We start from the raw sequence: 22971 nt of genomic DNA, 5'->3' as shown, positions 1-22971 counted from the left end.
GGTCGCGGGAGCCTGTGGCTTCAGTCGAGCTCGTCGCCTGCCGGGTAGCGGCTGGCGTTGAGGCTTTCCTTGATCTTGCGCAGGTGCGGCTGGAAGTCCACGCCACGGCGCAGGGTCATGCCGGTGGCCAGGACATCGAGCACCGTGAGCTGGATGATCCGCGAGGTCATGGGCATGTAGATATCGGTGTCTTCCGGCAGTGGCAGGTGCACGCTCAGGCTGCATGCCTTGGCCAGCGGCGAGCCGGCGGCGGTGATGCCCAGCACCGAGGCGCCGTTCTCCCGAGCCTGGCGCGCGACCTCCACCAATTCGCGGGTGCGGCCGGTGTAGGAGATGATCACGAACAGGTCGCCGGTGTGCGCCACCGAGGCGAGCATGCGCTGCATCAGTACGTCGGGGTGGGCCGACACCGCCAGGTTGAAGCGGAAGAACTTGTGCTGGGCGTCCATGGCCACCGGAGCCGAGGCGCCGAGGCCGAAGAAGTGGATCTGCCGGGCCTGGATCATCATGTCCACGGCGCGGCTGACCTGCTGCGGGTCGATCTGCTGGCAGGCGCTGTCCAGCGAGGCGATGGCGCTGGCGAAGATCTTCTGGGTGTAGGCTGCCGGGTCATCGTCGGCTTCCACCGCACGGCTGACGTACGCAGCGCCGCTGGCCAGGCTCTGGGCCAGTTGCAGCTTGAGTTCCGGGTAGCCGCTGACGCCGAACGAACGGCAGAAGCGGTTGACCGTCGGTTCGCTGACCGATGCGGCCTGGGCCAGGGCGGCGATGCTGAAGCGGGTGGCCTGCTGCGGGTTGAGCAGGATGACTTCGGCGACTTTGCGTTCCGCCTTGTTCAATTCTTCAAGGCGGTTCTGGATCTGCTCCAGTAGATTTCGCACTCGGTCCATTCAGGTTTCCTAGATCGGCTAGACAGGTGAAACGGGGAAGCCGGGAGGCGGTCAATCCGGGAAGGGCGTTGGCGATCGTGATGCCGCCGGGGTCCCGGGATTACGCTGCGTGCCGGGCTCGCCGCGCCTGCAATGCGAAGTTGAAAGGTGGCCTATCGTACTGGTGGCCCGGAGTGAGGACCACCTGGAATCGATATTTTGTGAAGATGTTGTGTTTATTACTACATTTTCCCTTGAGTGATACCTTGAAAAAAGGTATTTGTAGCTTAACTTGATAAAAGAACAAACATCATGCCTTCGATAACGGTTGAACCCTGCACCTTTGCCTTGTTCGGCGCGCTGGGCGATCTGGCGCTGCGTAAGCTGTTTCCTGCCTTGTACCAGCTCGATGCCGCCGGCCTCTTGCATGAGGACACACGGATCCTGGCCCTGGCCCGCGAGCCGGGCAGCGAGCAGGAACACCTGGCCAATATCGAGGCTGAGTTGCACAAGTACGTCGGCGCCCATGACATCGACGCCGCCGTGTTGAAGGGGTTCCTGGCCCGCCTGAGCTACCTGCATGTGGATTTCCTCAAGGCCGAGGACTATGTGGCCCTGGCCGAGCGGGTTGGCAGCGAGCAGCGCCTGATCGCCTATTTCGCCACGCCGGCGGCGGTGTACGGGGCAATCTGCGAGAACCTGTCGCGGGTCGGACTCAACCAGCAGACCCGGGTGGTCCTGGAAAAACCCATCGGCTCGGACCTGGATTCCTCGCGCAAGGTCAACGATGCCGTGGCGCAGTTCTTCCCGGAGAACCGCATCTACCGGATCGACCACTACCTGGGCAAGGAAACGGTACAGAACCTGATTGCCCTGCGTTTCGCCAACAGCCTGTTCGAAACCCAGTGGAACCAGAACTACATCTCCCACGTGGAAATCACCGTGGCCGAGAAGGTCGGCATCGAAGGCCGCTGGGGCTATTTCGACAAGGCCGGCCAGCTGCGGGACATGATCCAGAACCACCTGCTGCAATTGCTCTGCCTGATCGCCATGGACCCGCCGGCCGACCTCTCGGCCGACAGCATCCGCGATGAGAAGGTCAAGGTGCTCAAGGCCCTGGCGCCCATCAGTCCCGAAGGCCTGACCACCCAGGTGGTGCGTGGCCAGTACATCGCCGGCCACAGCGAGGGCCAATCGGTACCTGGCTACCTGGAGGAAGAAAACTCCAACACCCAGAGCGATACCGAGACCTTCGTCGCGCTGCGTGTCGATATTCGCAACTGGCGTTGGGCCGGGGTGCCGTTCTACCTGCGCACCGGCAAGCGCATGCCGCAGAAACTGTCGCAGATCGTCATCCACTTCAAGGAACCCTCGCACTACATCTTCGCCCCCGAGCAGCGCCTGCAGATCAGCAACAAGCTGATCATCCGCCTGCAACCGGACGAAGGCATCTCGTTGCGGGTGATGACCAAGGAGCAGGGCCTGGACAAGGGCATGCAATTGCGCAGCGGCCCGTTGCAGCTGAATTTTTCCGATACCTATCGCAGCGCGCGGATTCCCGACGCCTACGAGCGGTTGTTGCTGGAAGTGATGCGCGGCAACCAGAACCTGTTTGTGCGCAAAGATGAAATCGAAGCCGCGTGGAAGTGGTGCGACCAGTTGATCGCCGGCTGGAAGAAGTCCGGCGATGCGCCCAAGCCCTATGCGGCCGGGTCCTGGGGGCCGATGAGTTCCATTGCACTGATCACGCGGGATGGGAGGTCATGGTATGGCGATATCTGATTTGCAATTGCCGGCGGGCGTGCGCGCCCACGAATTTCGCAGCTCGACCCTGCTGGCCGCGGGCCTGGCCCTGAAGGTCGCCGAACAACTGCGCGAGGCCATTGCCGCGCGGGGCCAGGCGAGCCTGGTGGTCTCCGGTGGCCGCAGCCCTGTGGCGTTCTTCCAGGCCCTGGTCAAGCAGGAGCTGGATTGGTCCAAGGTGCTGATCAGCCTGGCCGACGAGCGCTGGGTTCCGGTGGAGCATGCCGATAGCAATGCCGGCCTGCTCAAGCAGCACTTGCTGGTGGGGCCGGTGGCCAAGGCGCGTTTCCTTGGTCTCTATAGCGCCGCGGCCAGCCTGGAAGAAGCCGCCCAGCAAGCCGACGAGGCCCTGGCGCAGTTGCCCGGGATCGACGTGCTGGTGCTGGGCATGGGCGATGACGGGCATACGGCCTCGCTGTTCCCCGGCAGCCCGAACCTGGCCGAGGCGCTCGAGCCCGCTGGCAGCCGGCGGTGCTGGCCGATGCTGGCGCCCACCGTGCCCCGTCAGCGCCTGAGCATGAGCCGGGCCCTGCTGGCGTCGGCCCGTAGCTGCCTGCTGTCGATTTCCGGTCAGTCCAAGCTGACCACCCTGGGTGCCGCACTGGCTGGCGACGTGGTCGCCGACATGCCGATTCGCGCCTTCCTGCAAACCCCGTTAGAGATTTACTGGTGCCCATGAGCCAAGGATCAGCCGCGATGACAAACCTCCCTCCGACCGTTTCCATGGCGGACAAAGTAGCCCTGCTCGACAGTCTCTGCGCCAAGGCGCGGATCCTGCCGGTGATCACCATCGCCCGTGAGCAGGACGTGCTGCCCCTGGCCGACGCCCTGGCCGCGGGTGGCCTGACGGCCCTGGAGGTCACCCTGCGTTCGCAGTTCGGCCTCAAGGCCATCCAGATCCTGCGTGAGCAGCGGCCGGAACTGGTGACTGGTGCCGGCACCGTGCTCGACCCGCAGATGCTGGCGGCGGCGGAGGCAGCGGGTTCGCAGTTCATCGTCACCCCGGGCATCACCCGCGAGCTGCTGCAAGCCAGCGTCGCCAGCCCGATCCCGCTGTTGCCGGGAATCAGCAACGCCTCCGGGATCATGGAGGGTTATGCCCTGGGTTATCGCCGCTTCAAGCTGTTCCCGGCTGAGGTCAGCGGCGGCGTGGCGGCGATCAAGGCCCTGGGGGGGCCGTTCGGCGAGGTCAAGTTCTGCCCTACTGGCGGTGTCGGCCCGGCCAATATCAAGAGCTACATGGCGTTGAAGAACGTGATGTGCGTGGGCGGTAGCTGGATGCTCGATCCGCAGTGGATCAAGGACGGCGACTGGGCCCGTATCCAGGAGTGCACGGCACAGGCCCTGGCCTTGCTGGACTGAAGCTCCAATCCTGTTCGTTGGTGTGTTCTACGGCTTTATGGTGCGCTTGGTCGGCGCACCTTTTTTTTGCCCGGAAAAAGTGCCGGCCTGACCCCCCGCAAGCGCTGGCGCAAAGGGCTGGTGGCGGCCCCGCGGCAGCGGCTCCGGAAGGCCTCAACTGGTGGCCAGCTCCTCAAGGGCGACGACCAGGCGCTGGATATGCTCCAGCGGCGTCACCAGGCCCGGGGTGATGCGGATACAGGGGCCGAAGCCTGCGCCCTTGCGGATCACCGTGAACAGGTCGTAGTCGCGCAGCAGCCGGTCCACCAGGGCTTGCTGGTCCTGGTGGCCAGTGAAGCGCAGGGCGCTAATGGCGCAGCACAGGCGCGGGTCCGCTGGCGTCATCACCTCGATGCCCGGCAACTGGCGCACGGCTTCGGTCCAGGTTTCGCGCAGGTAGTTCAGGCGCGCGCCCTTGGCTGCCGCACCGCCCATGGCCCGGTGTTCCTCGAACACCAGCGGCAAGGTCATCAAGGCCGGAATGTTGGGTGTGCTGTAGGGCGTGCGGGCGCGGATGTCGTCCACTGGAAAGTGGAATTCGTCCATGTCGGGGTCGATGGCGTCCAGGCGCTCGGGATCGATGTAGAGAAAGCCCAGGCTCAATGGCGCACCGATCCACTTGTGCAGGTTGAAACCGGCGAAGGCGATGCCCAGTTGCTGCAGGTCGAAATCGATCTGGCCCAGGGCATGGGCGCCGTCGAGGATGATATCGACCTGGTATTCCTTGGCCAGGGCAGCGATGGCCTGGACCGGCATCACCAGGCCGCTGCGGTGGGTGACGTGGGTCAGGGGTATCAACTTGAGGCGCGGATAACGTTCGAATGCATCCTTGTAGGTCGCTACAAGACTGTCAAAACTGGCAGGGTGCTGATGCTGGATTTCTATCACCTCCACGCCACGGTGGCGAGCCAGCCAGCGGATGGCGCTTTTCACCGTGTCGTACTCCAGGTCGCTGAGCAGCACCTGGTCCCCGGGTTGCAGGCGATTGTAGTTGCGGATCAGTGATTGCAAGGCGTCGGAGGCACAGCGGGTCAGGGCCACGGCGTTATCCGGGACTTCCAGCAAGCGCGCCAGCTGGTGGCGGATCTGCAGGGCTTCGACCTGCTCGAAGCGCTGGCGCACATGCACCGAATTGCTGCTGTTGACCCAGAGGATATTGCGTTGGTAGTCCTCGGCCACCTTGCGGGTCATGCGCCCGAAATAGCCGTTCTCGAGGTTGATCGGTCCGGACTCGAGGTCGAATTGCCGGGCAATGCCCCGCCAATGCTCTTCGTCGCGGGCCAGCGTGGTGACAGTCCTTGGCATGCTGGGCTCTTTATCGGTGATTGAGGTTCAGGGAAGGGGCAGCGATCAATGGCGGGGCTTGGGCTTGCCGTGCTTGGCACGTAGCGGATCGAGCAGATCGGAAAGGCCGTTGTGGTCGATTTCCTGCATCAGTGCCAGCAGGCCGCCGAGTTCGCCCTTGGGAAAGCCTTCGCGGGCGAACCAGTTGAGATAAGGGCCGGGCAGGTCGGCGAGGATGCGTCCCTTGTACTTGCCGAAGGGCATTTCCCGGGTGACCAGCAGTTCAAGTGTTTCAGGGTTCATGGCGGCCACCGTGGTGTGCTACGAGAGTCTTGGAAAATACAGGCATTCTGCATGCAGGCCAAATGACAGATCATGCAAATAACGCGAATACAGATTTTGCTATTTAATTTAACTTATTGAATTTAAAGAAAAATATTTTATTTGAAAGTCTGGCATGGGCGCTGCAACGGTAAACGGCAGGAAGGTCGGCCATGGTCGATCCCATTCTCGTAACCTGCAAGGAACCTGAAAATGACTGACTTGAACAAAGAAGCGATTTCGGTACTCAACAGCCTGATCGAGACCAGCAAGGATGGCCAGGAGGGCTTCAAGACCTGTGCCGAGGACATCAAGCATCCGGAGCTCAAGGCCCTGTTCATCAAGCGTTCCACCGACTGCGCCGCCGCTGCGGCCGAGTTGCAGTCCGTGGTGCGTTCCATGGGTGGCGATCCGGAGACCTCCACCAGCGTCAGCGGCGACTTGCACCGGCGTTGGGTCGATCTCAAGTCCATGGTGACCGGCAAGGACGAGGAAGCCGTGCTCAACGAGGCCGAGCGGGGTGAAGACCATGCCCTGAAAGCCTACAAGGAAGCCCTGGAGAAAATCTCCAAGCACAACCTGGTGGGCATTCGTGATGTGGTGGAGCGTCAGTACCACGGTGCACAACGCAACCATGACCAGGTCAAGGCCCTGCGGAACCAGGCTCGCGCCCGTTCTTAAGGTTAAAACCTGTCAAAAACGCCAGCCAGTCTGGCGTTTTTTTGTGCCTTGGATTTAGCGCTGGACGGGTTTTAGTTAGCTTGCTAATAATTGGCTCGCGCCCGTCCTGGGCGTTCCCGGCTATGTTTAATTCGTACCTCCAAGAGTCCTTGTCCGTGCCCATTACCTTGCAGGCCCTGCTTGCCCCAAGCCTCCCCGCGCTGCAGTTCGCGATCAAGACCCTGCTGGGTGGCGGGCTGGCGCTGTGGCTGGCGCTGCGCTGGGGCCTGGAGCAGCCCTCCTGGGCCCTGATGACCGCGTTCATCGTCGCCCAGCCGCTGTCGGGCATGGTCTTGCAGAAGGGCCTGGCGCGGCTGTTGGGAACCTTGGTCGGCACCATCATGTCGGTGCTGTTCATGGGCCTGTTCGCCCAGACTCCCTGGTTGTTCCTGCTGGCCCTGGCGCTGTGGCTGGGGCTGTGCACCGCCAGTTCCACCTTGTTGCGCAGCGCCTGGTCCTATTCCTTCGTGCTGGCCGGCTACACCGTGGCAATCATCGCCTTGCCGGCCATCAACCATCCGTTGAGCATCTTCGACCAGGCGGTGGCGCGCTGTACGGAAATCTCCCTGGGGATCATCTGTGCCACCGCCAGCAGCGCCCTGATCTGGCCGCTGCGGGTCGAGCGCCAGTTGGCGGAGCAGGCCCGTGCCGCCTGGCAGAGTGGGATGCAGGCCGCCCGCTCGACCCTGGCCGGTGATGCCCTGGCACGCAAGGGCTTGCTGGAGATCCTGGGGCGTATCGTCGCCGTGGATTCCCAGCGCGAGCACGCCTGGTTCGAAGGGCCTTCGGGGCGCCTGCGGGCCCGGGCCATCAGCGGCCTGAGCCAGAAGCTGTTGAAGCTGTTGCGTATCTCGCGTTCGGTACGGCGCCAGTGGAAGCAGCTGGATGCCGATGAGTCCCGGCAGTTGCAGCCGTGGATGGATCAGTTGCAGCAGGCCCTGGCCACGGCGGACAAGGCCGATTTGCAGGCGCTGCGTCCGCGCCTGCTGGATGCCTCCCATGATCCACACCTGAGCCCGGCCCAGGGTTTTTGCCTGGCGCGTTTCGCCCTGTTGCTCGACACCGCCCTGGCCGCGAACCAGGCTCTGGATGCGGTGCAGCAGGGGCGGGGAACGGTGGAGCAACCGGCGAAGCTGACGCCCCACCGGGACCTGTCGTTGGCCCTGGTCTTCGGCGCTCGCAGTGCCCTGGCCTTCCTCACGGTGGCGAGTTTCTGGCTAGCCACCGCCTGGCCTGCAGCCTCCGGGGCAATGCTGCTGACCTGTGTGGTTTGCGGCTTGTTCGCCAGTCGCGAGAACGGCGCGCAGATCGGCATGAGCTTCATGCGCGGAATCTTCCTGGCGGTACCTGCGGCCTTTTTCGTCGGGCAGATCCTGTTGCCCCAGTGGAGTGGTTTCCCGATGTTGGCCATGGCCATGGGCGTGCCGCTGTTCTTTGGCGCCCTGGGCATGGCCAAGCCGCAGATCGGCGCCACCGCCACTTCGTTCTGCCTGCATTTCATCGTGCTGATCTCGCCGATGAACCGCATGACCTTCGACGTGGCCAGCTTCATCAATAACGCCCAGGCCATGGTGCTGGGGGTGGGGGCGGCAGTGCTGGCCTTTCATCTGTTGATCTTGCGAAATCCCGCCTGGCATGGCCGGCGCCTGCTGGCGGCGACCCTGGCTGACCTGGGGCGCCTGACCCGGCGCAACCTGCGGGGGGCCGAAAGCTGGTTTGGCGGGCGCATGGCCGACCGCCTGTTGCAGTTGGCCCGGCACTACCCGGAGTTGCCCGAGCCGGCCCGCAGTCGCTGGGACGATGGCCTGCTGGGCCTGGATATCGGCGATGAACTGATGCACTTGCGCCTGAGCCTGGCGGTGGCCCAAGTGCCGGCGAGCGTCGCCCAGCACAGGTATTTCGAAGACCTGCAGCGAACCCTGGAGCAAGGTCCGGCAGGCAGCCGCCAGGACGCCCTGGTGGAGCCCAGCGCCGCCTTGCTCGCAGCCCTGGAGCAGCAGCCACCCAGCGATGCACTGAAGCTGGCCAAGGGCGCGGTGCTGCAATTGCAAAACAGCTGGCGCAGTTGGTGCCGGCAGCAGGAGGAAAATCATGGGGCTGCGTGAGTGGTCGCTGGGCGGGGTGCTGCTCAGTCCGTTCCTGACCTACGTGGTGCTGGCGCTGGCGCTCACCGGTGCGCTGCGCCTGTTACTGCGGGTCTGCGGGCTGGGGCGCTGGATCTGGCACGAAGCGTTGTTCGATTGTGCGTTGTATGTCTGTGTGCTGGCGGCGGTGACGTTCGCCCTCGGACCTTTATAAGGAGTTGTCCATGCGTACACCGGTACGTGTCCTGTTTACCCTGTGCCTGGTGGCGTTGGCGGCCTTCGCCGGTTACCACCTGTGGCAGTACTACATGCTCACCCCCTGGACCCGCGACGCGCGAATCCGCGCCGACGTGGTGATCGTCGCCCCCGATGTTTCCGGCTGGGTGCGCGAGCTCAAGGTGGCGGACAACCAGCAGGTCAAGGCCGGCGAGCTGTTGTTGAGCATCGATCGCGATCGTTTCGAGGCGGCCCTGGAAAAGGCCCAGGCCGTGGTACAGACCCGCCAGCAGCAGCTCAGCCTGCGCGAGCACGAGGCCAGTCGGCGTGCGGCCCTGGGACCCCAGGCCATCAGTGCCGAGCTGCGGGAAAATGCCCAGATCAACGCCGGGATTGCCCGCGGCGAACTGCGCCAGGCCCAGGCCGAGGCCAAGGTCGCTGAACTGAACCTGGCCCGCAGCCAGGTTCGCGCGCCACGGGATGGGCACATCACCAACCTGCGCCTGGCCGAAGGCAACTACGTCAACGCCGGGCAGTCGGTGATGGCCTTGGTGGATGACTCGACCTTTTATGTCCAGGCCTATTTCGAGGAAACCAAGCTGCCGCGGATCAAGGTCGGGGATCCGGTCAAGGTCTGGTTGATGAGTGCAGGCGATGCCTTGCAGGGCCATGTACAGAGCATCAGCCGGGGCATCACCGACCGCAATGCCACGCCCGATGGGCAGTTGCTGGCCGAGGTGGAGCCGACCTTCAACTGGGTGCGCCTGGCCCAGCGGATTCCGGTGCGGATCCAGCTTGACAAGGTGCCGCAAGGCATCAACCTGAGCGCCGGCATGACCGCCAGCGTCCAGGTCGAAGAGGGGGGCAAGTAGCGGGGCCGGCGTATCGGCCCGGGATCAGCCGATGGAAATGGCTGGCAGGGTAGTCAGGGTCACGGTCTGCTGCCTGCGTGGTGCAGCGATTTCGGCTTCGCCGTCGACCACCAACTCATCGTTCTGGTTGAACACCCGGGTGGCGATGCGCACGCGGAACTTGGGCAGTTTTTCCAGGATCTCCAGGCGCACTGTCAGGGTGTCGCCGATCTTCACCGGTTTTTGGAAAGTCATCTGCTGGCCGATGTAGATGGTCCCCGGGCCGGGCAGCTCGCAGGCCACTGCCGCACTGATCAACGCGCCACTGAACATGCCGTGGGCGATACGCTCCTTGAATGTGGTGGCAGCGGCGAACTCGGGGTCCAGGTGCACCGGGTTGTGGTCGCCGGACATGGCGGCGAACAGCTGGATATCACGCTCCTCGACGGTCTTGCTGTACTGGGCGGTCTGGCCGACTTCCAGGGCGTCGTATGGGGTGTTGGTAACCTGGGTCATGTTGTGCAAATCCTCTGGCAGATAAATGAGCGTACTGGCCCGTCTTACTCCGATCGCGGCGGCCTGCGGTGTTGCAGTGCCTGTTCCAGCCAGGCCAGTACGTCCTGGGTCACTTGGTCACGATTGCTCTCGTTGAACAGTTCATGGCGCGCCTGCGGGTAGATATTCAGTTGCAGGCACTGGCTGCCGGCCTCGCGCAAGGCGCCGGCCAGATCCTTGAGACGCTTGCCATCGCTCACCGGATCACATTCGCCGCCCATGACCAGCAGCGGCAGGCCCGGATCGATCTGTGCCAGGTTGGGGATCTTGCTGATCTGCTGCAGTCCGCCGAGCAGGTCGATCCACAGCTGGTTGGTGCAGCGATAGCCGCATAGAGGGTCGCTGACGTACTTGTCGACTTCCGCCGGGTCCCGGCTGAGCCAGTCGAAGGCCGTGCGGCTGGGCTTGAAGGCTTTGTTGAACGAGCCGAAGGACAGCCATTCGATCAGGGCGCTGCGGCCCTGGCGGCCCTGGCGCCAGCGCTCGAAACGGGCGATGAGGCTGGCGGCGCGGTACAGGGCCACCGGCTGGAAATTCGAACCGCTGAGGATCGCCCCATGCAGGCTGGCGCTGTGGTGCTGCAGGTAGGCCTGGGCGATGTAGCTGCCCATGCTGTGCCCCAGCAACACGATGGGCGTGCCGGGGTACTGCTGGCCGATATGCTGGTTGAGGCTGGCCAGGTCGCCCACCACCTTGCTCCAGCCGCCGTGATCCGCGTAGTGGCCAAGCACTCCATGCTCGGCGGTACGCCCATGGCCACGCTGGTCCGGGGCGCAGACACCATAACCCGCGTCGCACAGGGCCTGGGCCAGGCGGGCATAGCGACCACTGTGCTCGGCCATGCCATGGGACAGCAGGACAATCGCCTTGGGCGGGCTGGCGGGCATCCACTGGTTGACGAACAGCCGGTGGTGGTCACTCGTGGTCAACCAGAACATGTCGTGGGTCATGGCGATTCCTTTGCTCGAAGACGCTGCACTATATAGCCCATCGTTGCCGGCGCGTCCGATTCGGGCGCCTGTTGGAAGCAAGATTCACACAATTAATGACACACTTGCCCATATTTGCCTGAATCGCCATAGCTGCTAACGTCCGAAGAGCCCCGCCCTGGCAGCGTTGCAGAGGCGGCCAGGATCGTTCAGGCAAAATAAGAGGACAAGAATAATGCAACCTGATTTCTGGAATGATAAGCGCCCCGCCGGCGTCCCCAACGACATCGACCAGGGGGCCTACAAGTCGGTGATCGAGGTGTTTGAGCGTTCCTGCAAGAAATTTGCCGACCGCCCGGCCTTCAGCAACATGGGGGTGACCCTGACCTACGCCGAGCTGGAGCGCTATAGCGCGGCGTTCGCCGCCTACCTGCAGAGCCAGACCGACCTGGCCCCCGGGGATCGCATCGCGGTGCAGATGCCCAACGTCCTGCAATACCCGATCGCCGTGTTCGGTGCCCTGCGCGCCGGCCTGGTGGTGGTCAATACCAACCCGCTGTACACCGCGCGCGAGATGCGCCATCAGTTCAAGGACTCCGGGGCCCGGGCCCTGGTGTACCTGAACATGTTCGGGCAGAAGGTCCAGGAAGTGCTGGGCGACACCGATCTGCAGTACTTGATCGAGGCCCGCATGGGCGACCTGATGCCCACCGCCAAGGGCTGGCTGGTCAACATGGTGGTGGACAAGGTCAAGAAGATGGTGCCGGCCTACCACCTGCCCCAGGCCATCTCCTTCAAGAGCGCCCTGCGCCTGGGGCGTGGCCAGGGCATCAAGCCGCTGGCCATAGGGCTCGACGATATCGCCGTGCTGCAATACACCGGCGGCACCACAGGCCTGGCCAAGGGCGCGATGCTGACCCACGGCAACCTGGTGGCCAACATGCAGCAAGCCCGTGCCTGTCTTGGCCAGCACGGCCCCGATGGCAACACCCAGTGGCGTGAGGGCCAGGAGGTGATGGTGGCGCCGCTGCCGCTGTACCACATCTATGCCTTCACCGCGAACTGCATGTGCATGATGGTCACCGGCAACCACAACGTGCTGATCACCAACCCGCGGGATATCGGTGGCTTCATCAAGGAGTTGAAGAACTGGCGGTTCTCGGCATTCCTGGGCCTCAACACGCTGTTCGTGGCGCTGATGGACCACCCGGAATTCAAGAACCTGGATTTCTCCAACCTCAAACTGACCAACTCCGGCGGCACGGCGCTGGTCAAGGCCACGGCCGAGCGCTGGCAGACACTCACCGGTTGCCGCATCACCGAAGGCTATGGCTTGACCGAGACGTCGCCGGTGGCCTGCACCAACCCTTATGGCGACAGTTCACGGCTGGGCACCGTCGGCCTGCCGGTACCGGGCACCCTGGTCAAGGTCATCGATGACCAGGGCGTCGAGTTGCCGCTGGGCGAGCGTGGCGAGTTGTGCATCAAGGGACCGCAGATCATGAAGGGCTACTGGCAGAAGCCCGAGGCCACGGCCGAGGTGCTGGATGCCGAGGGCTGGTTCCGCTCCGGGGATATCGCGGTGATCGATCCGGACGGTTTCGTGCGTATCGTCGACCGCAAGAAGGACATGATCATCGTCTCGGGTTTCAACGTGTACCCGAACGAAATCGAAGATGTGGTCATGGCCCACCCGAAGGTGGCCAACTGCGCGGTGATCGGAGTGCCGGACGAACGCTCCGGCGAGGCCGTGAAGCTATTCGTCGTGCCCCGGGAAACAGGGGTCAGCCTCGAAGAGCTCAAGGCCTACTGCAAGGAGAATTTCACCGGCTACAAGGTGCCCAAGCACATCGTCCTGCGCGAGTCGCTGCCGATGACCCCGGTGGGCAAGATCCTGCGCCGCGAGCTGCGTGATACCGCCTGAAACCCGTCCGTTCGTCCTTGGGCGGGCAAGCCGGTTGGTGCAACGGCTTGCCCGCGCGGCTTTTGGTCGGGCGCAAAGCCGCGGGCCAGAGCGGAATCGGCGATTGTAGAATTTTTACTCTAAAAATGACCATTAATTAGTCTTGAGTCATATTTGTGACTAATCAGGCCTTCTTTGGCCCTAGGCGGCCTTTTCCAAAGCTGCTACTCTCGGCGCGCTTTGTGACTTCTCGGCCTAGTAAAAAGCCAGACTCACCACAAAAAAGACACCAATAAAAACACACACCCAATAAAAATCGCATCGAATGCGGTGATGAATTCGCGTTGCTGAGGAGTGGGCTTCCATGATCGAAGACTTTTGGAAGGATAAGTACCCAGCTGGGATTGCTGCCGATATCAATCCAGACGAGTATCCGAATATTCAGGCGGTATTGAAGCAGTCCTGCCAACGTTTCGCTGACAAACCGGCCTTTAGCAACCTCGGCAAGACAATCACCTACGGTGAGCTGTACGAGCTGTCCGGGGCTTTTGCCGCGTACCTGCAACAGCATACCGATTTGCAGCCTGGCGATCGAATCGCCTTGCAACTGCCCAACCTGCTGCAGTACCCGATCGCGGTATTCGGTGCGATCCGCGCCGGCCTGGTGGTGGTCAACACCAACCCGCTGTACACCGCGCGGGAAATGGAACACCAGTTCAACGACTCCGGGGCCAAGGCCCTGGTCTGCCTGGCCAACATGGCCCACCTGGCAGAGAGCGTGGTGCCCAAGACCGGGGTCAAGCACGTGATCATCACCGAGGTGGCCGACCTGCTGCCGCCGCTCAAGCGCCTGGTGATCAACAGCGTCGTCAAGTACGTGAAGAAGATGGTGCCGGCCTACCACCTGCCACAGGCCATCAAGTTCAATGACGTGCTGCGCAAGGGGCAGGGCCAGCCGGTTCGCGAGGCCAACCCGGCCAGTTCCGACGTAGCGGTACTGCAGTACACCGGTGGTACCACCGGCGTGGCCAAGGGCGCGATGCTGACCCACCGCAACCTGGTGGCCAACATGCTGCAATGCAAGGCCCTGATGGGCTCGAACCTCAACGAAGGTTGCGAAATCCTCATCACGCCGCTGCCGCTGTACCACATCTATGCGTTCACCTTCCATTGCATGGCCATCATGCTGATGGGCAACCACAACATCCTGATCACCAACCCGCGCGACCTGCCGGCGATGGTCAAGGAACTGTCGAAGTGGAAGTTCAGCGGCTTCGTCGGCCTCAACACCCTGTTCGTCGCCCTGTGCAACAGCGAGGCGTTCCGCAAGCTGGACTTCTCCGCGCTGAAGGTCACCCTGTCCGGCGGCATGGCCCTGCAATTGGCCGCGGCCGAGCGCTGGAAGTCGGTGACCAACTGCCCGATCTGCGAAGGCTACGGGATGACCGAAACCAGCCCGGTGGCCACGGTCAACCCGATCCAGAACATCCAGATCGGCACCATCGGCATCCCGGTGCCGTCGACCCTGTGCCGCGTGGTCAACGATGCTGGCGAGGAACTGCCCCTGGGTGAAGTCGGCGAGCTGTGCGTGAAGGGCCCGCAAGTGATGAAGGGCTACTGGCAGCGCCAGGACGCCACCGACGAAGTCCTCAACAGCGAAGGCTGGCTGAAGACCGGTGACATCGCCCTGATCCAGCCCGACGGCTACATCCGTATCGTCGATCGCAAGAAGGACATGATCCTGGTCTCGGGTTTCAACGTGTATCCCAACGAACTGGAAGATGTGCTGGTCTCGTTGCCGGGCGTCCTGCAGTGTGCGGCGATCGGCGTGCCGGACGAGAAGTCCGGCGAGACCATCAAGATCTTCATCGTCGCCAAGCCGGGGGTAACCCTGACCAAGGAGCAGGTGATGACCCACATGCGCGCCAACGTCACCGGCTACAAGGTGCCCAAGGCCGTGGAGTTCCGCGATGCCCTGCCGACCACCAACGTCGGCAAGATCCTGCGCCGCGAGCTGCGTGACGAAGAACTGAAGAAGCTCGGCGTGAAGAAGTAAGCCGTAGCGCCCATGAAACAGCCCCGCCAGTGCGGGGCTTTTTCATGCCGGCCAATTACTGCTGGAATTGGGCGAAACCCACGCCGGTGCCGGCTGGGCGTACATCCTTGAGGAAGGAGTCCTTGTCGGCGCTCAGCTCCAGGCTCAGGGCCGCCTTGCGCTTGCCTTCGTTGCGCACTTCCAGGCCTTCGCGTTTCTTGCGCAGGAAGCTGGTCGGCACCTTCAGGTGGATCAACTGGTCGGTGCTCGGGGTGTACAGCAGCAGGTGCAGCCATTCTTGCTGGCCCACCGCCAGGCGGGCGAGCAGGATGTCGAACCACCAGATATTGCGGTTGCGGTTGAGTTCCGCGAACTGGCAATTGTCGACGTCCAGCACCGCGCGGCCCAGTTCCTGGTTTCTACGGGCGATGGCCTGCTTTTTATCGAATTTCATAAGCTTCCTACGCAAATGGGATCTTCAGGGCTTGGCCTGAACGGCCGCGCATTCTCCAGGGTTGCCCGGCAAACATAAAGCGCAACTGCGGATCGGTAATCGAAGGCTGGAGCAAAATAATTGAAACTCTGCGCAACGGCCGCAGGTCAATCCAGGGTAGCAACGCATTTCCCTTTTTGTTCGAACCACCTTCGTCTCACGGAGAAATACCATGGGTAGCACAGCGGATAAGGCAAAAGGTCTGGTCAACGAAGCCGTCGGCAACGTCAAGCAAGGCGTTGGCAAGGCGACTGACAACACTAAGTTGCAGGCCGAGGGCAAGATCCAGGAAAAGAAAGGCGAAGCCCAGCAGGCCCTTGGCAAGGCCAAGGACGCGGTGAAGAAGACAGTCGACAAGGCCTGACACGGCATGCTCGAGAGCAGTCCCGGCGGCCATCCTCGGATGGCCGTTTTCATGTCCGCGATAGCCGTGATCCGGCATCCACCGTGGTTGTGGTTCGCCAACTAGGCTAATTTGTTGTAGAAAAACGCCCCCTGAGTCGCCAGCGACTTCAATCTTTTTGCGGCGAAAGGAGACGCTATGATTTTTCCGGACCTCAAAGGCCTGCCCTTGCACCGGGTGCTGATCCGCACGGTCAACGAGTTCATCGCGGACGAGATGTCCACCTATGCCTCGGCCCTGGCCTACCAGATGCTGTTCTCGCTGTTTCCCTTCATCCTCTTCCTCATCGCCCTGATCGGTTTCCTGCACCTGCCGGACTTCTTTTCCTGGCTGCGCTTGCAGGCCGAGCTGGTGCTGCCCCGCGAAGCCCTGGAGCAGGTGAACCCGGTGATCGACCAATTGCAGCAGTCCAAGGGCGGCCTGTTGTCGGTGGGTATCGTCATCGCCCTGTGGACCGCCTCGGCGGGTGTGCGGCTGATGATGAGCGCGATGAATGCCGCCTACGACGTGGTGGAGGGGCGGCCGATCTGGAAGCGCTTCCCGCTGTCGATCTTCTACACCGTCGGTATCGCCGGCATGCTCCTGGCGGCTGCGGCGCTGATGGTCCTGGGGCCGCAGGTGATGGCCTGGCTGGCAGGGCAGGTGGGCCTGGAGGATTTCATCGTCACCTTGTGGACCATCCTGCGCTGGCCGGTGATCGTGCTGCTGATGATGGTGGCGGTGGCCTTGATGTACTACGTGATGCCCGATGTGAAGCAGAAATTCCGCTTCATCACCCCAGGTTCGGTGCTGGCGGTGGTGGTGTGGATCATCGCGTCCCTGGGGTTCGCCTACTATGTGAAAACCTTCGCTAACTACAACGCGATGTATGGCAGTATCGGCGCGATCATCGTCCTGCTCCTGTACTTCTACATATCTTCGGCGGTGTTGTTGCTGGGAGCGGAAATGAATGCGGTGATCGAACACATGTCGGCCGAAGGCAAGGACCCTGGTGCAAAGGACTTTGACGAGCCCGGCGGCAAACAACACATTTCGGGACTGGGCCGCGATCACTCGCTCCAGCCGAGCACTGACGAAGCCTGAACATGATCCGTGAAATCCTCAAGATGGGCGATGAGCGCCTGCTGCGCATCGCTCCCCCGGTACCGCCCGAGATGTTCGACAGCCCGCAACTCTGGGAGCTGATCGACGATATGTTCCAGACCATGGAAAGCGTCGGTGGCGTGGGTTTGGCGGCGCCGCAGATCGGCGTCGACCTGCAGCTGGTGATCTTCGGTTTCGAGCACAGCGAGCGCTACCCGGACGCCGAGGCGGTGCCGCAGACCATCCTCATCAACCCTTTGATCACCCCCCTGAACCCGGAACTGGAAGAGGGCTGGGAGGGCTGTCTCTCGGTACCTGGCATGCGTGGCGTGGTCCAGCGGCATCGGCATATCCGCTACGAAGGCTTCGATCCCAAGGGCGAGCCCATCGTCCGCGTGGCCTCGGGTTTCCATGCCCGGGTGGTGCAGCATGAATGCGACCACTTGATCGGCCGCCTGTACCCATCGCGTATCAGCGATTTTCGCAAGTTCGGGTTCACCGAGGTGCTGTTTCCCGACCTCGATCCCCAGGCCGACGACTGACTGCGGGGTTCAACCCCGGGCCATGGCCAGCAGCGGTTTGCTGCGCTGATAGCGCAGCAGCCGTTCGGCCAGGGGTTGCGGCAGTGGGAGAGCGGCGACAAATCCCAGGCGTTGGTACCAGGGGACAAGGTCCGGGTGGCAGAACAGCCAGACCGGGCCTTCGAGCGAACCTAGCGCGCCTTCCAGCAAACGCCCGGCCAAACCCTGGCCGCGTTGGGGCGGGGCAACGAACAACCCCGTCAACCAATGTCCCTGGGCCACCGGGCTCAGGCTCATTCCCGCCAGAATCTCGCCATCGCGCAACACCCACAGCTGGCCATCGGCCGAAGCGCGCATGGATGATCGATGCTGGCGATAGAACTTGTTCAGCAAGGGCCGCGAGGCCTCGGCAAGCTGGCTGATGCGGTAGCTGGGCATAGGCACGGCGGGTGGTGGAGGAGCGCGGATTATAAGGAAATCCCGGGCCGATCACAGGTGCGTGCACCAGTGTGATCGACCCGGGAGGCGGCACCGGTTCGGTACCGCTCAAGGGTCAGCGGTCGGCTCAGGCCAGTTCGATTTCCAGCGCCGCGCGCACGGCTGGGCGCTGTTCGACGCGGGCCTGGAATTTCACCAGGGCCGGCCACGCGGCCAGGTCGATATCGAACAGTGCAGTCCAGCGCAGCACGGTGAACAGGTAGGCATCGGCGACTCCGAACTGGGCGCCTTGCAGGTAATCCTGGCGTTCCAGTTGCTTGTCCACGAAGGCCAGGCGCTTGGCCAATTTCTGACGGAATATTTCCCGGGCCTTGTCCCCGAAATCGGGGTTGAACAGCCAGTTGAGGATGCCGTGGACTTCAGTGGTGATGAAGTTCAGGGTCTCTTGCAGGCGGACCCGCTGCCAGGTGCCATTGGCTGCGGCAAGGCCGGCCTCGGGCTTGAGGTCGGCCAGGTATTGCAGGACTGCGGGGCCCTCGGTCAGCAGCTCGCCGTTGTCCAGCTGCAGCGCCACCACGTAGCCCTTGGGGTTGATGCTGTAGAAGTCCTGGCCGTCCGCGGTGCGTTTGGTGTGGACGTCGACGCGGACCAGTTCGAACGGCAATTGCAGTTCCCGCAGGATGATGTGGGAGGCCAGGGAGCAGGCTTGGGGAGCGTAGTAGAGTTTCATGGGCAATTCCCTTTGAGGTGAAGGTGGAGCCAGTGTGGAGGACACCGGCAACATGGGTAAAATTACTCTTTCAGAAATACTCCATAAGGATAGCTACTGTCATGATGAACTTGATGCACTGGCGGTTGTTGGTGGCCATTGCCGAGTACGGCACCATCACCCGCGCCGCCGGGCAAGTGGGCATGACGCAATCCGGCGCCAGCCAGGCCCTGGCGCAGATGGAGGACATGCTTGGCGTGCGCTTGTTCGTCCGCGACCACCGGCGGGTCCTGCCCACGGCGATCGGCCTGCAAGTGCTGGAGCAGGCGCGAGCGATGCTCGGCTCCCTGGCGCAGATTCGCCAGTTGGTGGACACCGCCCGCGGCATCCCCCGGGGCAGCCTGCGGCTGGCGGGGTTTCCGGTGGTGATGGCGACCTTCATGCCGCCGTTGCTGCAGCGCTTCAACCAGCTCTACCCGGGGATCGAGGTGGTGCAACTACAGGTCAGCGACGACGAAGTGGATGCCTTGCTCGACGCGCAGTTGGTGGACCTGGGCGTGGTGCTGAACCCGGAGCCCGAACGTCGCTCGTGGTTGCTGGGGCGCGACTCCTGGGTTGCAGTGCTGCCCGAGGATCATGGCTGGCGCGGGTCCAGCATCGACCTGGCGAGCCTTGTGGCCCAGCCCTTCGTCCTGGCCACGGGCGGCTGCTCGGTGAATGCTCGCAGCCTGGCCGCCAGGGCGGGCCTGGCCTTGGCGGATGTACGGGTCGAGGTACGCGAGTGGAACAGCGCCTTCAGCCTGGTGCGCGAACGGCTGGGAGTGACCCTGGTGCCCCGCAGCACCTTGCCCGAACAGCGCCAGGGACTGCGGATACTGCCCTTGGCCACTGCCCTGGAGCGTGAGTTCGCCCTGGTGCCGGCCACCGGCAGCGAGCCCAATGCGTTGGTGCGAGCCTTCCTCGACATTCTCGACGAGCGTTGACGGGCAGCCTCTTCAAGAGCTGTAAGCAGGCAATGTTCGTGTCTTGTTTGTTACATGATCGCTAATCAACTGCAATGCCGGGAAAGTTGCGCGAACAGCCTGACTAGTGGACTTGCATAGAGTCGACGGCTGTCTATGCTCAAGCGTGAAAATTCGTATCCGTCGGCCTTCGAATATCTGCTTCGCGATGTTCATGTCCATGTAGACGATGTTTGTTCGACTCTTTCCAGAACGCTGCGCCGGAGTTGCCAGTCACCGCAAGAGTGCTAGGCCAGAGGTGTCGCCGGCTCAGGAGCGTTCGCTCGGAGGGAGCCTGATGCCCTGTTAGGTCCGACCCGGCAATGGGTCATCGAGAAAAGGATGGCTTGATAAGAGTGTTGCAACATGGACTCTCCGATTAAACATCATTTATCACCTGACACTTCCTTGCGCATATGCAGGGAGCGCTTGCCATGTTTTATGAACGTTGTGGTGGATCAGTTGAAAGACTAGGAACTTCCGTCAATCAAAAGACAGCGTTGAAGGTGATACGTCCATGTTTAACCTACATCACAAGGCTGACCTGCTGGAAATCGAGCGTTTCAACTGCGCCTTGAGCGAAGCCAACGGCAAGTTGGCGGCCATCAGTCGTTCAATGGCGATGATCGAGTTTTCCCCCGACGGAGTCATCCTCGACGCCAACGAGAACTTCTGTCAGGTCATGGGCTATTCCGTCGAGGAAATACGCGGCAAGCATCACCGGATTTTCTGCGAAGAAGAGTTCTACCGCAGCGAGGACTACAACAAGCTGTGGCGCGACCTGGCCCGGGGCGAACCGATCAGCGACACCTTCGTGCGGCTGAACAAGAAGGGCGAGGAGATCTGGCTCGAAGCCAGCTACATGCCGGTGTTCGACGCCAATCGCCAGGTCAGGAGCGTGATCAAGGTCGCCTCGGACATTTCCGACCGGATCCACCTGGAGCACGAGAACCAGAGCCTGCTCAACGCCATCGGTCGCTCCATGGCGATCATCGAGTTCAGCCCGGACGGCCGGATCATCACGGCCAACGACAACTTCCTCAAGACCATGCAGTACTCCCTCGCCGAGATCGTCGGCCAGCACCACAGCATGTTCTGCCACCGGGCCGAATCCGAGTCCGCCGAGTACAAGCAGTTCTGGGCATCCCTGAACCGTGGCGAGTACCACTCCCATCGCTTCGAACGGGAGAACAAGTACGGCCAGACGGTGTTCCTCGAGGCCTCCTACAACCCGCTGTTCGATGCCAAGGGCCGGCTGTACAAGGTGGTCAAGTTCGCCAGCGACATCACCCAGCAGATGACCACCTTGCAGTCCGCCGCAGAATCGGCCCATAGCACTTCCGTACAGAACGACGCCTGCGCGCAGAAAGGTTCGGAGGTGGTGCAGCAGACGGTGGGGATCATCCAGCAGATCTCCCGCGATCTGAACGAAGCGGCGCTCAGTATCGATGCGGTGAGCAAGCAGTCGGAGATCATCGGCACCATCGTCCAGACCATCCGTGGGATCGCCGACCAGACCAACCTGCTGGCGCTCAATGCCGCCATCGAGGCTGCCCGGGCCGGAGAGCATGGGCGAGGTTTCGCGGTGGTGGCGGACGAGGTGCGCAGCCTGGCGGCCCGTACCAGCCAGGCGACGGTGGAGATCGTCGAGGTGGTGCGCAAGAACCACGACCTGTCCAAGAGCGCGGTCACCAGCATGCAATCGAGCCTGAGCCGCACCGGGCTGGGCGTCGAGCTGGCGAACGAGGCGGGGGAAGTGATCCTGGAGATCCAGCAGGGCTCGCGGCATGTGGTGGATGCCATCAGCCAGTTCAATACATCCCTGCAATTGCAGTAGCCGGCCAGGTACGAAAAAGGGTTCCCGGTGGGAACCCTTGTTCATTATCCGACCTTGCGTTGCCAGTCTTTACAGCGACGCGAGGAACTTCTCTTCCAGCGGCTTCACGTTGTCCTTGGACTGCTGCTGTTCTTCCTTGGCCAGTTTCACCTTGTCTTGCATGCGCTGGGTGATTTCCTGGTTGATCGCCATCTGGCGCTCCGGCGGCAGGTTCTTCAGGTCTTCCTCGGTCAGCCCCAGCTCCTTGAGGATGTTGTCGCGCAGGCGCTGCTCGGGGCTTTTGCTCATGTAGTCCTTGAAGTCGGACAGGGCATCGCTCTGGGTCGCGCTGTTGGCCTGTGGCGTATTGGCGGCCGGTGGCGTGGCTTGTTGCAGCAGGACGCGGGTCTTGGCGAAGGCGGCGTTGACGTTGTCGTCGACGTTGTTGACCTGCTGCTGGTTGGACTGGGTTGCCGGGACGGTCACCGATTGTTGCGCTTGTTGCAGCATGCCGCTGTACAACGCACTGGCGGCGGCCGTGGTCGGGTCCATGTCGGTGCGCGCGGTAGGCTGCACTGAAACGGATGTCTGGGCGTTAACGAACATGATCGAGAACCTGTGTAAGGGAACCAGGCCAAAAATTTAGCAAATTCCATGCCCACGATCAGGTCCTTGTAAATCAAGGGGTTGTGGCCGGCGGCAGGCCCGAGAAGGCAGAAAGCGGACAGTTCTTGCCGCTTCCTGGCAATAACCGGCTTGGCCGGCTTGCCAGGGCCGGGGACCGGCTCAATAGGTGATGGCGATGCCGAAGTCTTGCTGGAAGGCATCATCCACCGGTTCATAACCCAGGACACGCTGTGTTTCGCTCAGGTCCAGGCGCTTGAAGCGGTTGTTGGAAATGCCATGGCCGATGAAGTGCCGGATTCCTGGCGTTTGGACCGCGCGCTGCAGCAGTTGTACGGCATCCCGTGGGCTGAGCCAGGCGCTGAGGTCGCGGGTGGTGGTCAGTTCATGCTGGTCGGGGAACTCAAAGGCACCGATGCGCAAGGCGATGCACGACAGTCCCTTGCCGGCATAGAACCCGCACAGCGCCTCGCCGTAGCACTTGCTCACGCCGTACAGGTTGGCCGGCATCACGGGCATGTTCGTGTCGATCTGCCGATCCACGGGGTAGCCTTCGATGGTCTGGGCACTGCTGGCGAACACCAGGCGCTGGCAGCCGGCGTTCGCTGCCGCCTCGAACAGGTAGGTGGTGGCGAGGATGTTGTTGGGGAGCAACTCGTCGAAGCCGGCCTGGGCATGGGGAATCCCGGCCAGATGCACGATGACGTCGATGCCGGCCAGCAATTGCTCGATGGCCTGCGGGTCGTTCAGGTCCAGGCGCACGAAGCGGTGGGGAGCGGGAACCTCGAAGGTCGGTTCCAGCCGATCGGTGAGGGTGAAGCGATAGCGCTCCAGGCTGCCCTGGAAAAATACCTTGCCTATCCGGCCGCAGGCGCCCGTCAGCAGTACGTTGAGTCTGTCCATGTCGTACTT

The 22971-nt window shown here is 62.5% G+C and carries 24 protein-coding genes and 1 pseudogene; 15 read left to right on the top strand and 10 right to left on the bottom strand.

Translation table 11 applies throughout. The annotated features are described in order from the left end of the window. Window positions 1-20: 20 nt before the first annotated feature. The gene (gene hexR / locus CAG11_RS18540) at window positions 21-881 is read right to left on the bottom strand and encodes a DNA-binding transcriptional regulator HexR (protein WP_172681684.1); all 861 of its coding nucleotides are present in this window, start codon (window positions 879-881) and stop codon (window positions 21-23) included. 300 nt (window positions 882-1181) lie between these two features. Between hexR and zwf the strand changes: the two genes are divergently transcribed. From zwf to CAG11_RS18525, 3 genes are read left to right on the top strand one after another with little or no spacing between them, the layout of a single operon-like run. Next, the gene (gene zwf, locus CAG11_RS18535) at window positions 1182-2651 is read left to right on the top strand and encodes a glucose-6-phosphate dehydrogenase (protein ID WP_022640433.1); all 1470 of its coding nucleotides are present in this window, start codon (window positions 1182-1184) and stop codon (window positions 2649-2651) included. Then, the gene (gene pgl / locus CAG11_RS18530) at window positions 2638-3351 is read left to right on the top strand and encodes a 6-phosphogluconolactonase (protein WP_085597343.1); all 714 of its coding nucleotides are present in this window, start codon (window positions 2638-2640) and stop codon (window positions 3349-3351) included. The genes zwf and pgl overlap by 14 nt, the downstream gene beginning before the upstream one ends. A 17-nt stretch (window positions 3352-3368) precedes the next feature. Beyond that, a complete protein-coding gene (locus CAG11_RS18525) occupies window positions 3369-4034 on the top strand; it encodes a bifunctional 4-hydroxy-2-oxoglutarate aldolase/2-dehydro-3-deoxy-phosphogluconate aldolase (RefSeq protein WP_022640431.1) in 666 nt (221 codons plus the stop codon). Window positions 4035-4187: 153 nt separating this feature from the next. On the opposite strand, the gene CAG11_RS18520 is transcribed toward CAG11_RS18525, so the two are convergent. After that, a complete protein-coding gene (locus CAG11_RS18520) occupies window positions 4188-5378 on the bottom strand; it encodes an aminotransferase class V-fold PLP-dependent enzyme (protein ID WP_085597342.1) in 1191 nt (396 codons plus the stop codon). A 45-nt stretch (window positions 5379-5423) separates the two neighbouring features. After that, window positions 5424-5660 (bottom strand): DUF3820 family protein, encoded by a 237-nt coding sequence (locus CAG11_RS18515; protein WP_068579239.1) that lies wholly within the window; start codon window positions 5658-5660, stop codon window positions 5424-5426. A 231-nt stretch (window positions 5661-5891) separates the two neighbouring features. On the opposite strand from CAG11_RS18515, the gene CAG11_RS18510 reads away from it, so the two are divergent. The 4 genes from CAG11_RS18510 (at window position 5892) to CAG11_RS18495 (ending at window position 9570) form a co-directional block, all read left to right on the top strand. Further along, window positions 5892-6359 (top strand): PA2169 family four-helix-bundle protein, encoded by a 468-nt coding sequence (locus CAG11_RS18510; RefSeq protein ID WP_022640429.1) that lies wholly within the window; start codon window positions 5892-5894, stop codon window positions 6357-6359. A gap of 155 nt (window positions 6360-6514) precedes the next feature. Then, the gene (locus CAG11_RS18505; protein ID WP_085597341.1) at window positions 6515-8503 is read left to right on the top strand and encodes an FUSC family protein; all 1989 of its coding nucleotides are present in this window, start codon (window positions 6515-6517) and stop codon (window positions 8501-8503) included. Continuing rightward, the gene (locus tag CAG11_RS18500; protein WP_022640427.1) at window positions 8490-8696 is read left to right on the top strand and encodes a DUF1656 domain-containing protein; all 207 of its coding nucleotides are present in this window, start codon (window positions 8490-8492) and stop codon (window positions 8694-8696) included. The genes CAG11_RS18505 and CAG11_RS18500 overlap by 14 nt, the downstream gene beginning before the upstream one ends. 10 nt (window positions 8697-8706) lie before the next feature. Next, window positions 8707-9570 (top strand): HlyD family secretion protein, encoded by an 864-nt coding sequence (locus CAG11_RS18495; protein WP_085597340.1) that lies wholly within the window; start codon window positions 8707-8709, stop codon window positions 9568-9570. Between the two features lie 24 nt (window positions 9571-9594). On the opposite strand, the gene CAG11_RS18490 is transcribed toward CAG11_RS18495, so the two are convergent. Further along, window positions 9595-10065 carry a MaoC family dehydratase gene (locus CAG11_RS18490; protein ID WP_085597339.1) on the bottom strand — a complete coding sequence of 157 codons (471 nt, stop codon included), beginning with the start codon at window positions 10063-10065 and terminating at the stop codon, window positions 9595-9597. Window positions 10066-10109: 44 nt separating this feature from the next. Further along, window positions 10110-11054 (bottom strand): alpha/beta hydrolase, encoded by a 945-nt coding sequence (locus tag CAG11_RS18485; protein WP_085597338.1) that lies wholly within the window; start codon window positions 11052-11054, stop codon window positions 10110-10112. Between the two features lie 214 nt (window positions 11055-11268). Between CAG11_RS18485 and fadD2 the strand changes: the two genes are divergently transcribed. Next, window positions 11269-12957 carry a long-chain-fatty-acid--CoA ligase FadD2 gene (fadD2, locus tag CAG11_RS18480; protein ID WP_085597337.1) on the top strand — a complete coding sequence of 563 codons (1689 nt, stop codon included), beginning with the start codon at window positions 11269-11271 and terminating at the stop codon, window positions 12955-12957. 343 nt (window positions 12958-13300) lie between these two features. Continuing rightward, window positions 13301-14992, top strand: coding sequence for a long-chain-fatty-acid--CoA ligase FadD1 (fadD1, locus tag CAG11_RS18475; RefSeq protein ID WP_085597336.1), 1692 nt, complete (start codon window positions 13301-13303; stop codon window positions 14990-14992). A 55-nt stretch (window positions 14993-15047) separates the two neighbouring features. On the opposite strand, the gene CAG11_RS18470 is transcribed toward fadD1, so the two are convergent. After that, a complete protein-coding gene (locus tag CAG11_RS18470) occupies window positions 15048-15425 on the bottom strand; it encodes a hypothetical protein (protein ID WP_053137205.1) in 378 nt (125 codons plus the stop codon). Between the two features lie 211 nt (window positions 15426-15636). Between CAG11_RS18470 and CAG11_RS18465 the strand changes: the two genes are divergently transcribed. The 3 genes from CAG11_RS18465 to def all read left to right on the top strand — a co-directional run bounded on the left by CAG11_RS18465 (window position 15637) and on the right by def (window position 17492). Then, the gene (locus CAG11_RS18465; protein ID WP_085597335.1) at window positions 15637-15828 is read left to right on the top strand and encodes a CsbD family protein; all 192 of its coding nucleotides are present in this window, start codon (window positions 15637-15639) and stop codon (window positions 15826-15828) included. Between the two features lie 177 nt (window positions 15829-16005). After that, window positions 16006-16950: a YihY/virulence factor BrkB family protein gene (locus CAG11_RS18460; protein WP_085597334.1), complete on the top strand. Its 945-nt coding sequence runs from the start codon at window positions 16006-16008 to the stop codon at window positions 16948-16950. Between the two features lie 2 nt (window positions 16951-16952). After that, window positions 16953-17492, top strand: a complete 540-nt coding sequence (gene def / locus CAG11_RS18455) for a peptide deformylase (RefSeq protein ID WP_022640418.1) — start codon at window positions 16953-16955, stop codon at window positions 17490-17492. A gap of 9 nt (window positions 17493-17501) precedes the next feature. Here def and CAG11_RS18450 read toward each other — a convergent pair whose 3' ends face one another. Both CAG11_RS18450 and gstA read right to left on the bottom strand, forming a co-directional pair. Beyond that, window positions 17502-17909, bottom strand: a complete 408-nt coding sequence (locus CAG11_RS18450) for a GNAT family N-acetyltransferase (protein WP_085597333.1) — start codon at window positions 17907-17909, stop codon at window positions 17502-17504. A 127-nt stretch (window positions 17910-18036) separates the two neighbouring features. Next, complete coding sequence (gene gstA / locus CAG11_RS18445; RefSeq protein WP_085597332.1) at window positions 18037-18639, bottom strand: glutathione transferase GstA; 603 nt, start codon at window positions 18637-18639, stop codon at window positions 18037-18039. 101 nt (window positions 18640-18740) lie between these two features. Here gstA and CAG11_RS18440 point away from each other — a divergent pair, with 101 nt between their 5' ends. From CAG11_RS18440 to CAG11_RS34525, 3 genes and pseudogenes are all read left to right on the top strand, one after another. Further along, the gene (locus tag CAG11_RS18440; protein ID WP_085597331.1) at window positions 18741-19601 is read left to right on the top strand and encodes a LysR family transcriptional regulator; all 861 of its coding nucleotides are present in this window, start codon (window positions 18741-18743) and stop codon (window positions 19599-19601) included. A 535-nt stretch (window positions 19602-20136) separates the two neighbouring features. After that, window positions 20137-20910 (top strand): annotated as a pseudogene (locus CAG11_RS34530) (PAS domain-containing protein); the annotation flags it as partial. Window positions 20911-20916: 6 nt separating this feature from the next. Next, entirely contained in the window at window positions 20917-21456 is a 540-nt protein-coding gene (locus tag CAG11_RS34525) for a methyl-accepting chemotaxis protein (RefSeq protein WP_235777309.1), read from the top strand. A gap of 69 nt (window positions 21457-21525) precedes the next feature. Here the strand turns inward: CAG11_RS34525 and CAG11_RS18430 are convergent, their stop codons facing one another. Both CAG11_RS18430 and CAG11_RS18425 read right to left on the bottom strand, forming a co-directional pair. Then, on the bottom strand, window positions 21526-22041 hold the full coding sequence (locus CAG11_RS18430) for a hypothetical protein (RefSeq protein WP_085597330.1): 516 nt from the start codon (window positions 22039-22041) through the stop codon (window positions 21526-21528). Window positions 22042-22221: 180 nt separating this feature from the next. Continuing rightward, window positions 22222-22962: an NAD(P)-dependent oxidoreductase gene (locus CAG11_RS18425; protein ID WP_085597329.1), complete on the bottom strand. Its 741-nt coding sequence runs from the start codon at window positions 22960-22962 to the stop codon at window positions 22222-22224. Between the last annotated feature and the right edge of the window lie 9 nt (window positions 22963-22971).

The organism is Pseudomonas sp. B6(2017) (assembly GCF_002112765.1).
Classification (GTDB): domain Bacteria; phylum Pseudomonadota; class Gammaproteobacteria; order Pseudomonadales; family Pseudomonadaceae; genus Aquipseudomonas; species Aquipseudomonas piscis.
This window is presented reverse-complemented; position numbering and strand designations above follow the sequence as displayed.

Bases quoted from the DNA above. Each gene is read 5' to 3' on its own strand.
- fadD1 (WP_085597336.1), top strand. From the start codon at position 13,301: ATGATCGAAGACTTTTGGAAGGATAAGTACCCAGCTGGGATTGCTGCC.
- CAG11_RS18515 (WP_068579239.1), bottom strand. From the start codon at position 5,660: ATGAACCCTGAAACACTTGAACTGCTGGTCACCCGGGAAATGCCCTTC.
- CAG11_RS18495 (WP_085597340.1), top strand. From the start codon at position 8,707: ATGCGTACACCGGTACGTGTCCTGTTTACCCTGTGCCTGGTGGCGTTG.
- pgl (WP_085597343.1), top strand. From the start codon at position 2,638: ATGGCGATATCTGATTTGCAATTGCCGGCGGGCGTGCGCGCCCACGAA.
- CAG11_RS18450 (WP_085597333.1), bottom strand. From the start codon at position 17,909: ATGCCCAGCTACCGCATCAGCCAGCTTGCCGAGGCCTCGCGGCCCTTG.
- CAG11_RS34525 (WP_235777309.1), top strand. From the start codon at position 20,917: ATGACCACCTTGCAGTCCGCCGCAGAATCGGCCCATAGCACTTCCGTA.
- CAG11_RS18520 (WP_085597342.1), bottom strand. From the start codon at position 5,378: ATGCCAAGGACTGTCACCACGCTGGCCCGCGACGAAGAGCATTGGCGG.
- CAG11_RS18485 (WP_085597338.1), bottom strand. From the start codon at position 11,054: ATGACCCACGACATGTTCTGGTTGACCACGAGTGACCACCACCGGCTG.
- CAG11_RS18500 (WP_022640427.1), top strand. From the start codon at position 8,490: ATGGGGCTGCGTGAGTGGTCGCTGGGCGGGGTGCTGCTCAGTCCGTTC.
- CAG11_RS18525 (WP_022640431.1), top strand. From the start codon at position 3,369: ATGACAAACCTCCCTCCGACCGTTTCCATGGCGGACAAAGTAGCCCTG.
- CAG11_RS18465 (WP_085597335.1), top strand. From the start codon at position 15,637: ATGGGTAGCACAGCGGATAAGGCAAAAGGTCTGGTCAACGAAGCCGTC.
- CAG11_RS18430 (WP_085597330.1), bottom strand. From the start codon at position 22,041: ATGTTCGTTAACGCCCAGACATCCGTTTCAGTGCAGCCTACCGCGCGC.
- CAG11_RS18470 (WP_053137205.1), bottom strand. From the start codon at position 15,425: ATGAAATTCGATAAAAAGCAGGCCATCGCCCGTAGAAACCAGGAACTG.
- CAG11_RS18490 (WP_085597339.1), bottom strand. From the start codon at position 10,065: ATGACCCAGGTTACCAACACCCCATACGACGCCCTGGAAGTCGGCCAG.
- fadD2 (WP_085597337.1), top strand. From the start codon at position 11,269: ATGCAACCTGATTTCTGGAATGATAAGCGCCCCGCCGGCGTCCCCAAC.
- CAG11_RS18460 (WP_085597334.1), top strand. From the start codon at position 16,006: ATGATTTTTCCGGACCTCAAAGGCCTGCCCTTGCACCGGGTGCTGATC.
- CAG11_RS18440 (WP_085597331.1), top strand. From the start codon at position 18,741: ATGATGAACTTGATGCACTGGCGGTTGTTGGTGGCCATTGCCGAGTAC.
- zwf (WP_022640433.1), top strand. From the start codon at position 1,182: ATGCCTTCGATAACGGTTGAACCCTGCACCTTTGCCTTGTTCGGCGCG.
- CAG11_RS18425 (WP_085597329.1), bottom strand. From the start codon at position 22,962: ATGGACAGACTCAACGTACTGCTGACGGGCGCCTGCGGCCGGATAGGC.
- gstA (WP_085597332.1), bottom strand. From the start codon at position 18,639: ATGAAACTCTACTACGCTCCCCAAGCCTGCTCCCTGGCCTCCCACATC.
- CAG11_RS18510 (WP_022640429.1), top strand. From the start codon at position 5,892: ATGACTGACTTGAACAAAGAAGCGATTTCGGTACTCAACAGCCTGATC.
- def (WP_022640418.1), top strand. From the start codon at position 16,953: ATGATCCGTGAAATCCTCAAGATGGGCGATGAGCGCCTGCTGCGCATC.